Origin of the sequence: Asticcacaulis excentricus (genome assembly GCF_003966695.1) — a bacterium.
Taxonomy (GTDB): domain Bacteria; phylum Pseudomonadota; class Alphaproteobacteria; order Caulobacterales; family Caulobacteraceae; genus Asticcacaulis; species Asticcacaulis excentricus_A.
The window spans coordinates 808,865-822,336 of sequence record NZ_AP018827.1 but is presented as its reverse complement, the minus strand read 5'-3'; the positions used below and the strand labels follow the sequence as shown (position 1 = coordinate 822,336).

Below are 13,472 nucleotides of genomic sequence, written 5' to 3'. Positions count from 1 at the left end.
AGAACAAGACATGTGCAGGCAATCCGGCGGCCGTCCGCGTCAGGTCTGGCTTAATCCGCTAAAGGCGGGTTTCTGGCGTGACGTCAGGGGCAACACCGTGATTGCTTTCGGCCTGATTGCGGCGACGTTGGTCGCCGCCGCCGGTGCCGGTGTCGAGTTCAGTCAGGCGCAGGAACAGACCGCTCGCCTGCAGGACGCTGCCGATGCAGCGGCGCTGCGCGGGGCCCTGATGGCCAAGGACGAGACCGCTGCCAAGACCGCCGCGGACACCGTGTTCACTCTCAACCTGACAGACAGCGGCATTACACCGACCTCCAAAGGTCTGAACTTTGAAACCAGCGGATCGCACAAGACCGCCATCTATACCGCCACGGCCCAGATCAGGACCACCTTTCTAAAGCTGGCCGGCATCGAGACGCTGACCGTTGGAGCGACCTCAACCGCCGAAGCCGAGATGCGCAAATCCGAAATCGCGCTTGTGCTGGACTCAACGGGGTCCATGTCGCGGGATTCACGCATGACCAACCTGAAGGCGGCCGTGGACAGCGTTCTGGCCTCGCTGCTGGTCAATGGTCAGAATGTGTGGGACGCCCGGGTGGGGATTGTGCCCTTCGACACCCAGGTCAATATTCAGGGGGTTCCGGCCGCCGGTATCGCCGGGGAGTTCGGCGAGACGGCCTATACCTATAGCTGCACGGGCAGCAGCATGACGGCTAATCGCTGTAATTCCGTGGGAACGACGCGCGATCTGATGTGCAGCGGTGCGGCGGATGTTGCCGCCTGCAAAGCCAACGCCCGCATCTATGCCTATACGACCAGTGGTGGCACCTACCGCGTGTTTGTGACCTCCTATTATTCTCAAAACAATGGGTCTTGCTGGGTCGGTTACTATTATTACAACTCGTGTGGTTTCACCGTGGTTTCACGGACCGACTATTACGCGGCCACGACCTGGGCGCGTACGAACAATGCCAGCAATTCGACCGCGTGGCCCAATGCCGCCTATTACGGCACCCCCAACTCCAGCTATGCACAATATACCGGCACGATTACCGCGACGCCCGCCAGCGCCGGAGGCTACGGCTCTGGATCGACGACCACCATCAAGGACAATGATACCATTACGGCCAATTCGGACCTTCTGGGCGTCGGCACCGATAGCTGGAACGGTTGCGTCATTGACCGCAAGCAGCCCTATGATGTGTCGGGACAATCTCCTATCGCGTCTGATGCTGACACGCTTTATCCGGCGGCCAAATGTGCCACCAATAACCTCTTGCCGGTGATGGGGCTGACCACGGATATTGCCGCAGTGCGGGCCCATGCCCAGAAGCTGACGCCGGCCGGCAATACCAATATCACCATCGGTGTGCAGTGGGGTATGGAGCTTTTGTCACCCGAACTGCCGTTCAATACGGCCAAGTCCTACAGTGACAAGACCAACTACAAGTACATGATCGTCATTACCGACGGTGAAAACACCCAGAACCGCTGGAGCACCTCGGCCTCCACGATCAATGCCCGCACGCTTCTGGCCTGTCAGGCGGCCAAGGATCTGGGGATCACCGTCTATACGATCCGCGTCATGGAGGGTAATTCCGACATGCTCAAATCCTGCGCCAGCCGTCCGGAATACTTCTACGATGTAACGGCCGCAAGCCAGTTGACCTCTACGCTCGCCAAGGTTTTCTACTCGATCCAGAGCACGCGCCTGACGAAGTAATCATCCCCCACCTACCGTTCGTATTTTGACAGATGAGTTAGAGCGCATTCCGAAAAGTGTGCAACGGTTTTTGGAATTAAATGCGTAACAAAACAAATCATTAGAGCGAAATGGCGCTTTCTCTTAAAGTCATTTCGCTCTAACCGCCTCGCCGGGCGGTGGCTTCGCCACCTTGGCCGCCGCCTCAATGGCGGCTTGAGCGGAATGATTCCACTATAAATCATTCCGCTCTATTCATTTCCATAATAGGTTGGCGCTAAATTTGCATGAAAATTCGCCAAATACCGTTATGGAACAAGGGAAAAGTTAATATCCGCAAACCATTTTAAGTCGGATTGTTAATCTTTTTCCTTTATTCGTGGCGCTTGGATCGGAGATGCGGACCATCATGTTGACGAAGTTTAAGTCCTTCTTTGCAAATCGCCGTGGCAATACATTCGTAATATTCGCGTTTGCCATGTTTGCAATTCTGCCGGCTGTAGGAGGCAGCATAGACTTCGCGCGGGTTATTGCCACGAAGTCTGCCTTGCAAGATGCGGCGGATGCTGCGGTTCTGCGCGCCGCAACCATGTCGTCAGGGACGACGGATGCGGTGCAAAAGACCTCGGCCCATCAGGCGTTTCAGGGGAATCTTACCTCGGATATCTTTGCCATGGTGGTCGCCAAAGACCTGGTGCGCAAGGTGGAAGGCAGCAATACCACTCTGACCTACACAGCTTCAGCCAAGGTAAATACCTTCATGCTTCAGCTTGTCGGTATCAACTATTTAGATATCACGGTCGAATCCGAGGCTAAGGCGCAGATGCGCAAGTCGGAGATTGTGTTCGTTCTCGACTCCACGGGCTCGATGTCGAAAGACGGTCGGATGACCAATCTCAAATCGTCGGTAGATACGGTTCTGGCCAGCCTGCTGGATACCTCTGGTAAAAACTCCACGGGCACCAAGGTAGCCGTGGTTCCTTTTGATACACAGGTCCGGGTCGATAAGGGTATCAACTATAACTGGGTTGATTATGGTACGGCGACCAGTTCGCAAAGCTGCTCTGGTCTGAGCGGCAGCTATTGCACCATGATGATCGACGCCCTTGAGCGGGCCTGTATGACGAGCACAAGTCCGCTGACCTGTAAGTCCACGTCCAAACTGTACACCAAGACCTATAAGGGCACCGGCAGCACCAGCGCGAACACCTATTACGAAGTCTATGTGAAGGTCTATGATGCGGCTAGTAACACCAGCCGCACCTATACCGAAAAAAGCTATACCTACACGACAACCAGGACGTCGACGGGCGGGACCTCCTGTAACGCCGAAACAGGGGTGTGTACGACGACGCAGGGCGGACAGGCGGTCACTTCGACGGTTACCGTGTTCGATTCTCAGTCGGGCACTTCGACTTCCGGCAAAACCGCCTACGACAGCAGCAGCAATGTGCCTTCGGGTTTCGGGAGCGTGGCCTCCAGCGTCCTGACATACAGCTACGGCTACTCCAACGGCTATGATGGTCGCAACGCCTACACCACGACCTCGACCACCAATGGCCTGCCCAAGACGACCTATATGCCGGCCATACCGTCACAGCGGGACCAATGGACGGGCTGCGTGATCGACCGCACACAACCCTATGATGTGTCGGCGGAATCTCCCGGAACGCTGGCGGCCAGCAAGTATCCGGCCCGCCCCTGTGCCAATGGCAACAACCTGCTGACCATGCGCCCGCTGACTGAGGATATTGCCTCCATGCGGACCTATGTCAAAGGTCTTACGCCGTCGGGCAACACCAATATCACCATCGGTGTGCAATGGGGCATGGAGGTCCTGTCGCCATCAGAACCCATGACGGGTGGGGTCGCCTTTAATGACGATATCACATTCAAATACCTGATCCTCGTCACCGATGGGGCGAACACGCAGAACCGCTGGTCCACGTCTCAGTCGGCCATTGATGCCCGCACCAAGCTGGCCTGTCAGGCGGCGAAGGATAAGGGCATTACGGTCTTCGTCATTCGCGTGATGGAAGGCAATTCCGATCTGCTCAGCCAGTGTGCGTCGAAAACCGAGTACTATTACGACCTGCAAAACGCCACTCAGCTCAATCAGGCGCTTAAGGACGTGTTCGAAGCGATCAAAAAGACGCGCCTGACCAAGTAAGCGTCTTTTCTCAAGCGGTTGACGGTGTTAAGCGAAGAGGCGGGGACTTCACGTTCCCGCTTTTTTGCTGTGGGATGGGTCATGAACCAGAAAATCGACTGGAGCGAGCTGTTCTTTTCGTCCACCGGACGGGTGCGTCAGACGCCGTTTCTGATCGCCCTGGCGGTGCTGGTCGGGCTGTTCATGATCTATGACTCGGCCATTACCGGCGCACCGCGCGTGCTGACCGGGTGGGTGGTCTATCCGGCGCTGCTGTTTTGTGCCGCATGTGTTCTGTCGAAGCGCCTGCACGACCGGGGGCGCTCCGGCTGGTGGGCGGCGATTATCCTGATCGCCTTTATGATGGTGTGGCCGCGCCCGGATAATTTCCTCGACTTTGTTGGCGCGCTGGTGCTGCTGTGGGCGGCCATTGACTTAGGCGCGATGCCCGGCGAACGCGGGGCGAACCGCTATGGGCGTTCCACGCGATTTGCCGAGCCCCTCGAGACGGTTTGACGGTTATTCGCGCAAGTCCACCGGCCCAAAGCGTTCGATAAACTGCTGTCGCAGGGCGTAGTCCACCTCATCCATGGTCACCGGCAGGCCCAGATCAATCAGGCTGGTCACCCCGTGTTCCGAGATGCCGCACGGCACTATACCCTTGAAATGGCTGAGGTCTGGCTCGACATTCAGGCTGATGCCGTGAAAGCTGACCCAGCGGCGCAGCTTGATGCCGATGGCCGCGATTTTATCTTCGGGAATAGGGGTAACCCCCCGGTCGCGGCGTTCGACCCACACGCCGACGCGCCCGTCGCGGATATGGCCTTCGACATTGAACTGCCACAGCGTGCCGATGATCCAGCCTTCCAGCGCCTTGATAAAGGCGCGGATGTCCTTGGTACGCCGGTTGAGGTCCAGCATCACATAGATCACGCGCTGACCGGGGCCGTGATAGGTGAACTGCCCGCCGCGCGCGCTGTCGAATACCTCGAAACGCTCGGGCTCCAGCAGGTCTTCGCGTTTGGCCGACACGCCGGCCGTATAGAGGGGCGGGTGTTCGATCAGCCAGATCAGTTCGCGCGCCTCGCCCTTGAGGATGGCTTCCACGCGCGCCTCCATCGCGGCCACGGCGTCGGGATAGGCCACCTGACCCGCAGACACACGCCATTCCGGCAGACCGTTCTCAGGGTCTTTCAGGAAAAACTCCGGCGACACAAAATCGGGCTGAGTGTCATCGGAATCTGCGGGGCTTAACCTGTCGTTCAGCATGTTCGGCCATTCTGCGGCGGATGGGGTAGGGTGTCTTTCCTTATATGGGTATTCAAGGGATCAAGTCGAGCGTGTCGTCTCAGGTCAATTCCGTACCGGTGGAAATCTCAGTGCTTCTGGGGCGTTCCGTCCTGCCGATGCAGCAGCTTCTGCGCATGGGCCGCGGCGCGGTCATCCCGCTGGACGCGCGTGAGCACGATGAGGTGTGGATATTGGCCAACAACCACCCCGTGGCGCGCGGCGAAATCCAGATTTTCGAAGAGAAGATCTCGATCGTGGTGACCCGCCCGGCCAATGTCTATGACTTTATGGCCCTGGGGAATTAGGCCCCTCTGCGAACCGTTGGCAAGTGAGGGCAGGTTGAAACCGGTATTGGCCTTGTCCGGTTTTGTGTTAGCCTGTACGGGCAATGTTAGCGGTTGCGAGGACCGGTATGGGCAAGGCCACGTTCAGTTTCGAGATAGAGACCGATTTAAAGGCGGCGTTCAGCGCGGCTGCTGAAGCCGAAGGGCGCGCGGTTGATGATGTGCTTAGCGACGTTATTCAGGGCTATCTACGGTCGCAGGCTGAAGACACGGTCTATCAGGAATGTGTCTCCGCTCAGGTGCAGGAAGCGCTCGACGACCCGCGCCCGAATGCACCGCATACCGAGGTTATGGCACGTCTGGACGCTGAGATTGCTTTAGCAAAAGAAATGGCCGCTTCTTTGAAGCGGCCTCTCTATAGCGCCGGGGGTCCGTCACGAACAAGCGTGCTGCCGACCTAAATCCCGACGTTTCGATTTAAACATATCAAAAGGGGGGTGGATGTCAAGATATTTAAACGGTCAGGACGTGGCTGAGATAACCTTATTGTTGTCTGAGCCGAGATTGAGCACCTACTTGCAAATCACCCAATCTCAAAAACCTGAGGATGCGATAGAGTTGCATCAGGCTACCATGAGCTTAGGCGTGGCTTTGATGGCGGTAGCGGGACTAATTGAGATTGGACTAAGAAACGCTATTTGTGAGCAGTTGACTTCTGTGCTTGGAGTAAATGATTGGCTAAGGAGTCCACCTCCCTCGCTTAAGTGGTCAGCTTTAGAAGTTTTGGCTATCCAAAAGGCGGCGAAGCAGGCGCAACGCGCGGCATATTCTAAAATGTCGGGCGTTGAAAAAGTGGCTTTAGATGCCGCTGCATTTCCTCATGGATTGCCGCCAAATATAAAACATAGAAAAGTAGCGGAGCGACGCCAATCGACAATTAACGTAAGTGACGGACAAATTGTTGCACAGCTCACTATGCATTTTTGGAAAAGATTGTTCTCTGAAGATTACGAGAAGGCCTTATGGAAAAGGGGATTGAAGAAGGTCTTCCCTAATAAGACAATGAGCCGAGCTGATATAGCCATACGCTTAGAAGTTATATACGAAACGCGAAACCGACTTGCCCACCATGAACCCGTTTATGGTAGGAGATTAGACGCAATATTGGATGCCATTGAATTTGTATGCCAAAATTTAGGAAGCGTCCGTCCAAGTTCTGAAAACGCATTTTCTAAACTGGTAATGCCTCAGAAAGATATCTTAATGGGGCAGGTAGCTATTTTTACGTCAACCTTCGATCGGTTGAAGTAGGTCCGCTTGTTTTAAGACGTACCTTACTGATAGTCGAACGTGCTTCAGAAATAAAAAAAAGAGCGGGTCGTGAGACCCGCTCTTTCCACATAAGACTCGAAAATTTTTCGAAGAACCGCTTCGAGAAAAATTTTCTCGTTATGGACTTTTGTCCACGTCCCGATCCGCAGGATCGGGACGTGAGCCAAATTAGAAGTCCATACCGCCCATGCCGCCCATGCCGCCGCCGGGCATAGCCGGGGCCGCTTCCTTCTTCGGGGCTTCGACCACGGCGGCTTCCGTCGTGATCAGCAGGCCCGACACCGAGGCGGCGTCTTGCAGAGCGGTACGCACAACCTTGGCCGGGTCGATGACGCCATCGGCGACCAGGTCCACGTACTTTTCGGTCTGAGCGTTGAAGCCGAAGTTGGCATCGTTCGATTCCAGCACCTTGCCGACGACGATCGAGCCTTCGACGCCCGCGTTTTCCGAGATCTGACGGATCGGAGCCTGCAGAGCCTTGCGCACGATGGCGATACCAGCGGTCTGGTCGTCATTGTCACCGGTCAGGTCGGCCAGCTTCTTCGACGCCTTCAGCAGAGCCGTACCACCGCCCGGAACGATACCTTCGTCCACGGCCGCGCGGGTCGCGTTCAGAGCGTCATCGACGCGGTCCTTCTTTTCCTTCACTTCGACTTCGGTCGAGCCGCCGACGCGGATGACCGCGACGCCGCCGGCCAGCTTGGCCAGACGCTCTTGCAGCTTTTCCTTGTCGTAGTCCGAGGTGGTTTCTTCGATCTGTTGCTTGATCTGAGCCACGCGGCCTTCGATTTCCGCCTTTTCACCGACGCCATCGACCACGGTGGTGGTTTCCTTGGTGATCGTCACCTTCTTGGCGCGGCCCAGCATGTCGAGGGTCACGGTCTCAAGCTTGATACCGATGTCTTCGGAGATCACCTGACCGGCGGTCAGGATGGCAATGTCTTCCAGCATGGCCTTGCGGCGGTCGCCGAAGCCCGGAGCCTTCACGGCGGCGACGCGCAGGCCACCACGCAGGCGGTTGACGACGAGCGTGGCCAGAGCCTCGCCTTCGACGTCTTCGGCGATGATCAGCAGCGGGCGGCCCGACTGAACCACGGCTTCGAGGATCGGCAGGATGGGTTGCAGGGTCGAGATCTTCTTGTCGAAGATCAGGATGTACGGGTCTTCGAGGACCGCTTCCATCTTGTCCGGGTTGGTGACGAAGTAGGGCGACAGGTAGCCGCGGTCGAACTGCATGCCTTCGACGACGTCCAGCTCGGTTTCGGCGGTCTTGGCTTCTTCGACGGTGATGACGCCTTCGTTGCCGACCTTGGCCATGGCGTCAGCGATCATCTGACCGACTTCGGTGTCGCCGTTGGCCGAGATGGTGCCGACCTGAGCGATTTCCGAATTCGAGGTGACGGGCTTGGACGAGGCCTTGATTTCGGCGATGGCGACGGCCACGGCCTTGTCGATACCGCGCTTCAGGTCCATCGGGTTACGGCCCGAAGACACCGACTTCAGACCTTCGACGGCGATGGCCTGAGCCAGAACCGTGGCGGTCGTGGTGCCGTCACCGGCCTTGTCGTTGGTCTTGGAGGCGACTTCGCGGATCAGTTGCGCGCCCAGATTTTCGAACTTATCGGCCAGTTCGATTTCCTTGGCGACCGAGACGCCGTCCTTGGTCGAGCGCGGGGCGCCGAACGACTTTTCAAGGATGACATTGCGGCCCTTGGGGCCAAGCGTGACCTTCACGGCATTGGCGAGGACATTGACGCCGCGCAGGATCTTGTCGCGCGCGTCCGAGGAAAACAGTACGTCTTTAGCAGCCATTTCGGGTGTTCCTTTGGTTGCGTATTATCAGGATAGGGAGGGACAGAGCGGATTAGCGCTCAACCACACCCAGGATGTCGGATTCTTTGAGGATCAGCAGGTCTTCGCCGTCAAGCTTGACCTCGGTGCCGCCCCACTTGCCGAACAGAACGCGGTCGCCGACCTTCACGTCCAGAGCGACTTGCTCGCCCTTTTCGTTGCGGGCGCCCGGCCCGACAGCGACGACTTCGCCTTCTTGCGGCTTTTCCTTGGCCGTATCAGGGATGATGATCCCGCCCTTGGTCTTGGCTTCTTCTTCAACGCGCTTCACGAGAACGCGGTCGCCCAGCGGACGAAAGCTCATATGATGTCTCCGATGTTATTCAGATGAATGTTAGCACTCAGCATATCCGAGTGCTAACGCACCCTGAGTTAGGGTTGGTACCGGAGAGAGTCAAGAAGCGCCGCAGCGAATTCGTGTGAAATTTTTTCGCCGGGCTTGAGGTGAAATGCGAAGGTCAAACCACAGATTTCACAGATGGCACAGATTAAGGTATTCGGGCCGAAAGCCCTTCGGTTGCCACCTCACAGGCGCGAAGCGCCCATCTGTGCAATCTGTGTCATCTGTGGTTCCCTATACCCCTATTTCAGCTCGATATCGGCCACGATGGGGAAGTGGTCGGAAATGACCTTGCCCGAAAAGCTGTCGGTCAGGGTAGCAAAGCGCGTGACGCTCAGGGCGCGATCCACAAAAATATGGTCGATGGCCTCGCCGTCCGTCTGACGGATATCAAAGCCGTTGAAGGTGCCGATCGGGCCAAAGCGGCGAGCGCTGGCCACGCGGCTGTCTTTCAGCGGGCTGGTGTCGGCGGTGAATCGCTTATAGGGCGCGCTGTCCATACCGGTGTTGAAATCGCCCAGCACGATCAGGTGCGCGCCCGGTACTGTCGGCAGGCTCAGGATCTGCGCCGCACAGTTTTCGCGGGCCTTGACGCCGACATGGTCGAAATGGGCGTTGCGCACGTCAAAGACCTGCCCGCTGAGTTTATCCTTTAAAATCAGGCGGGTAAAGGTGCGCGGGAAGGCGGCATCGGCATCCTTGGACGGTGTATCAGGCGTCTGACCGCACCATTGAGTCGTCGCTGAGACCTTCTCGAAACGGTCGCGGCGCCAGAAGACGGTCGTGCTTTCGCCCGCCTTGGCCCCGTCATCGCGGCCGACCCCATAATGGTCATAGTCTTCAAGGGCCTGCGACAGGTCATCGACCATCGGCAGCAGGGCCTCCTGCACGCCCAGCACGTCGGGCGCGAGGAAGGCGATCTGCGCCGCCATGCGCGGGCCGCGCTCCGGCCACGGTGGCACGTCCTGCGGATTGGCGTAGCGGATATTGTAGCTCATCAGGCGCAGGGACTCAGCAGAGGCCGGAGCGGCGGCAAGCAGGGCGGCAGCGAGGAGGGGCAGCAGTTTCATAGGGTCAGTTTAGGGCGCGGCAGGCGCGGGGTCCAATGACATTCATATGACGTCATAGCGCGGGCGTGGTTACGGTTGCGCCCTGCTGCTCCAGTTGTTGCAAGGCCCCGCCGGGGGTGAGAAGCGCCGACAAAGGCAGCACAATCAGCGACTTACCGGGCGTTCCTAAGGCCGTGTTGATCGCGCTGACCGTCTGTTCGACCGATTGCCCCAGCATGGCCTTGGTGGACGGCGCGCCTTCGAGGCAGGCCAGTAGCGCCGAATCCGGCGACAAACGCTGCACGGCCTTGAGATCGCCAATGGCCCAGGCTTCGGTGGCGGCGCGAGCGTTTTTGACCGCGAAGTCGATCTCATCCAACGTGGCGGCGACGCAATGCGCCTGTTGCTGAGCGCTGAAATCGTCGATACGGCCCAGCGTCTTGGCCACGGAGAAGCTGCCCGACGGCCTGGCCTTCAGCTTCTGCGCCTTGGCAAACCGCAGCAGCGTCTTTTCGGGGTCGCGCGTGGCAATCCCCGCCTTGTCATAGACGTCTTCGCGCAGGGTGGCTGCGGCCCAGATGGGCGACAGTTTTTTGTACTTTTCGCGGTCCAGACCATAGGCATCGGCCAGCGTATAAAAGCGCTTCGACAGATCGGCCGGCAGGACCTCATCCAGCTTTTTGCCCAGCGGCAGGCGGCGGTCCATCAGCAGTCGCGCGCCGCCGATCAGCCCGCCCTTGGCCTCCGGCGCGGTGAGCAGCACATTGGACAGGCCGATAACGCGCTCAACGCGCTTCGAATCCCACGGAATACGCTTGGTCATCACGGGCATGGCCCCCAGCACATAGACCTCGCTGTCGCCCTTGCGCACCCGCCACAGGGCCGGGCCGGGCAGGCGCGCGGTCACCACCACGTCCGTGACCCATTCATCGCCATCCTTGACGGGAGTGCCTTCGCTGATCGTGTCCTGCGCGAAGGCCACGGGCGCGCTCAGGATCAGCGCAGCGAGACAAACGGATTTGAACATGGCGGGCTCCTCTTCGGAGAGTCATTTAAGCCCTAACTCCGTGACCGCAATGGGGCACGCGCGTTCAGTCAACACCCTTTGCCGTCAGATCGGCTTCGTCGGGGAGGTATTCCATGATGTCGCCGGGCTGACAGCCGAGGAGGAAACAGAGTTTCGACAGGGTATCGAACCGCATCCCCTTCACCTTGCCGGTGCGCAGAAGCGACATTTGGGTTTCCGAGATGCCGACCTGTGCGGCTAAATCCTTGGCGCGCATCTTGCGCCGCGCCAGCATCACATCAAGCGTTACATTGACCGGCATATCAGATGTATGCGTCCATATCGGTTTGCAGCTTCGCCCCGGCCTGCGTAATCAGCCACAGCATCAGGCCGATCAGGCCGATGGTCAGGGGCTCGATAGCGAAATCGTAACGCAGGCCGCGGAAGCGATCCTCAGTCAGCGCGGTGAGGGTTGGCATAATAAGGATCGCGGCGATGGCCCCGTATATCAGGTTTGAACCGACATCTTTCAGGCCCTTGACGACCGAAGCGCCGAAGCCTTCGCCCTTATGCAGGCGCATGAAGACATCCGAGGCCGACCACAGGGCCCACAGATAACAGATGGGGGCCAGCAGACTGATCCAGAAGGACGGCAACACCATGCTGATCGACAGAAGCGACACCTGAACGGACGGGTCCGGGTGCATGTCGTTCAGGGGGGCGGCCTTTTCAGCCACCAATCCGGCGATAAGCCCTACGACGGCCACTTTTGTGCCAATGCCGATCAGGTCGAGCGGCAATTTGTGTGCAGACATGTGTGAACAACCCCTCTGACAAATTAATGTTAGGGGTATATAAATTTAAATTAGACTTAAAGTCAAGAGCCGGTGAGCCGCAGGCCCAATGCCTGTTTCACCTGCCGGGCCTGACGCGCCTGATCCGTCAGGGCCCAGCCCGGCACGCCCATCAGCAGGATCGACGCCAGCGCAAAGACCAGCGTCCGCAACGCCCCGTTATCGCCGAAGGTGAAGCTCAAGGCCGCCATCAGCAGCCATCCGGCGGAGGGAACAAGCATCCAGTCGCGGCGGCAGGCGGCCCCGGTCACGGCGCTGATCAGAGCAAAAACAATGGCCAGAAACGCCATATTGGACACCGGGTTATAGGTCCCGGCGACCACGTTGCCGACCGAATAGACGAAGATGCCCGCCGCGGCGAACAGCCAGGCCGCCGAAACGGCCTCCGTGCGCCAGTTGGACAACAGGCTGTGCTTGCGCACCCGCACGGCGATTACCACCGTGCCGACCAGACCCGCGATGAAGTAGAACAGGCCATAGGGCAGGGCAGGCAGAAGGCCAGCATAGGCCAGACTCAGGCACAGATGGCCTATGCCCAGAACGCCACCCCACCACAACAGGATCGGGCCACCGGCCAGACCGGCCGACTCCCCGCGCTCCATCAGTCGGCGCAGCCGCGTCAGTTCGTCATCCATCCCGGCGACGTCTTCCGGCGACAGGGGCGGTAGCAGGCTATCGAGCTTGGGGCCCTGGATCATGGCGCGCTCCTCCTATCCCAACGACCCGATGCGGTCAGCATCTTCGGTCGTTGGTGTTATAATCTCTAAGCGTTACCACTGATTGCCCGAAGGTAAAGCGGAATCGTCGGGTTGAACCCGGTTGCCAAGCCCGGCCGCTTTCCGATAGTTTTACCTGTGTAAAGGGAGCACAGCATGACGCAGAGGCGGCAATGGATGATCGGTATGGTGGCACTGATGGGGGCCACACTCCTGCAAGGCTGTTTCCCGGCGCAACAAAAGCCCGCCGAAAACACCGAAGCCCCGAAAGCCCCGGCCAAGCCCAAGCCGCTCTATCGCGATTTGCCGGTGCCGCCGGATTCGGTGCGCGTCCTGATCCAGACGACCAAGGGCGATATTGTGGTTGAGCTGGACGGCAAGCGCGCGCCGATTTCAACCGCCAACTTCCTGCAATATGTGGACTCCGGCAAGATGACCGACGCGCAGTTCTGGCGCGCCATGAAGTCGGGCAAGGGCGGCTTTGTTCAGGTCGAAGCGGCGGGCCATCGCTTTACGCCCATCCCGCACGAGCCGACCTCTCAGACCGGCCTGTCGCACACCGACGGCACGATTTCGACGGCGCGCTATGCGGTGGGCACGGCCAGCAACCAGTTCACCATCTCGGTCGGCGACATGTCCTATATGGACGCTGGGCGTGATCCGGAAGGCGACAATCAGGGCTATGCCGCCTTTGGCAAGGTGGTGTCGGGCATGGACGTGGTGAAGAAAATCCTCAACGGTAAGATCACCAAAAAGAAGATCGAAGGCGGCTGGGACGGGCAGAATCTCGAAAACCCGGTCAAGGTGCTCTCGGCTAAGCGGCTGAATTAGGGGGCGGCGTCCTCGCCGTTTTTTTGAGCCTTCCCCCACGCCACGGGTGTGAGGTCTAAAAATCTGTA

The 13,472-nt window shown here is 58.5% G+C and carries 15 protein-coding genes and 1 pseudogene; 8 read left to right on the top strand and 8 right to left on the bottom strand.

The annotated features are described in order from the left end of the window. Positions 1-10: 10 nt before the first annotated feature. The 4 genes and pseudogenes from EM6_RS03745 to EM6_RS03735 all read left to right on the top strand — a co-directional run bounded on the left by EM6_RS03745 (position 11) and on the right by EM6_RS03735 (position 4,367). Positions 11-1,723 (top strand): pilus assembly protein TadG-related protein, encoded by a 1,713-nt coding sequence (locus tag EM6_RS03745; protein ID WP_126420385.1) that lies wholly within the window; start codon positions 11-13, stop codon positions 1,721-1,723. Between the two features lie 376 nt (positions 1,724-2,099). Then, positions 2,100-2,228, top strand: a pseudogene (locus EM6_RS17715) (hypothetical protein); the annotation flags it as partial. A 21-nt stretch (positions 2,229-2,249) separates the two neighbouring features. Continuing rightward, positions 2,250-3,872 (top strand): vWA domain-containing protein, encoded by a 1,623-nt coding sequence (locus EM6_RS03740; RefSeq protein ID WP_232037087.1) that lies wholly within the window; start codon positions 2,250-2,252, stop codon positions 3,870-3,872. Between the two features lie 81 nt (positions 3,873-3,953). Beyond that, positions 3,954-4,367 (top strand): DUF805 domain-containing protein, encoded by a 414-nt coding sequence (locus EM6_RS03735; RefSeq protein ID WP_126420383.1) that lies wholly within the window; start codon positions 3,954-3,956, stop codon positions 4,365-4,367. Between the two features lie 3 nt (positions 4,368-4,370). Here EM6_RS03735 and lipB read toward each other — a convergent pair whose 3' ends face one another. Continuing rightward, positions 4,371-5,120: a lipoyl(octanoyl) transferase LipB gene (gene lipB, locus EM6_RS03730; RefSeq protein WP_126420382.1), complete on the bottom strand. Its 750-nt coding sequence runs from the start codon at positions 5,118-5,120 to the stop codon at positions 4,371-4,373. A gap of 44 nt (positions 5,121-5,164) precedes the next feature. Between lipB and EM6_RS03725 the strand changes: the two genes are divergently transcribed. From EM6_RS03725 to EM6_RS03715, 3 genes are all read left to right on the top strand, one after another. Next, entirely contained in the window at positions 5,165-5,446 is a 282-nt protein-coding gene (locus tag EM6_RS03725) for a FliM/FliN family flagellar motor switch protein (protein ID WP_013478892.1), read from the top strand. 107 nt (positions 5,447-5,553) lie between these two features. Continuing rightward, positions 5,554-5,886 carry a hypothetical protein gene (locus EM6_RS03720; RefSeq protein WP_126420381.1) on the top strand — a complete coding sequence of 111 codons (333 nt, stop codon included), beginning with the start codon at positions 5,554-5,556 and terminating at the stop codon, positions 5,884-5,886. 40 nt (positions 5,887-5,926) lie between these two features. Further along, a complete protein-coding gene (locus tag EM6_RS03715) occupies positions 5,927-6,736 on the top strand; it encodes a hypothetical protein (RefSeq protein WP_126420380.1) in 810 nt (269 codons plus the stop codon). 189 nt (positions 6,737-6,925) lie between these two features. On the opposite strand, the gene groL is transcribed toward EM6_RS03715, so the two are convergent. The 7 genes from groL to EM6_RS03680 form a co-directional block, all read right to left on the bottom strand. After that, positions 6,926-8,569 carry a chaperonin GroEL gene (groL, locus tag EM6_RS03710; protein WP_013478703.1) on the bottom strand — a complete coding sequence of 548 codons (1,644 nt, stop codon included), beginning with the start codon at positions 8,567-8,569 and terminating at the stop codon, positions 6,926-6,928. Positions 8,570-8,621: 52 nt separating this feature from the next. Beyond that, a complete protein-coding gene (groES, locus tag EM6_RS03705; protein ID WP_126420379.1) occupies positions 8,622-8,912 on the bottom strand; it encodes a co-chaperone GroES in 291 nt (96 codons plus the stop codon). Between the two features lie 278 nt (positions 8,913-9,190). Next, entirely contained in the window at positions 9,191-10,018 is an 828-nt protein-coding gene (locus tag EM6_RS03700) for an endonuclease/exonuclease/phosphatase family protein (RefSeq protein WP_126420378.1), read from the bottom strand. A 52-nt stretch (positions 10,019-10,070) separates the two neighbouring features. Next, positions 10,071-11,024: a TraB/GumN family protein gene (locus EM6_RS03695; RefSeq protein WP_126420377.1), complete on the bottom strand. Its 954-nt coding sequence runs from the start codon at positions 11,022-11,024 to the stop codon at positions 10,071-10,073. Between the two features lie 64 nt (positions 11,025-11,088). Then, complete coding sequence (locus tag EM6_RS03690) at positions 11,089-11,325, bottom strand: helix-turn-helix domain-containing protein (protein ID WP_126420376.1); 237 nt, start codon at positions 11,323-11,325, stop codon at positions 11,089-11,091. 1 nt (position 11,326) lies between these two features. Continuing rightward, positions 11,327-11,818 (bottom strand): hypothetical protein, encoded by a 492-nt coding sequence (locus EM6_RS03685; protein WP_126420375.1) that lies wholly within the window; start codon positions 11,816-11,818, stop codon positions 11,327-11,329. Positions 11,819-11,880: 62 nt separating this feature from the next. Then, on the bottom strand, positions 11,881-12,555 hold the full coding sequence (locus EM6_RS03680; RefSeq protein WP_126420374.1) for a hypothetical protein: 675 nt from the start codon (positions 12,553-12,555) through the stop codon (positions 11,881-11,883). A 174-nt stretch (positions 12,556-12,729) separates the two neighbouring features. On the opposite strand from EM6_RS03680, the gene EM6_RS03675 reads away from it, so the two are divergent. Continuing rightward, a complete protein-coding gene (locus tag EM6_RS03675; RefSeq protein WP_126420373.1) occupies positions 12,730-13,404 on the top strand; it encodes a peptidylprolyl isomerase in 675 nt (224 codons plus the stop codon). The last annotated feature ends 68 nt before the right edge of the window (positions 13,405-13,472 follow it).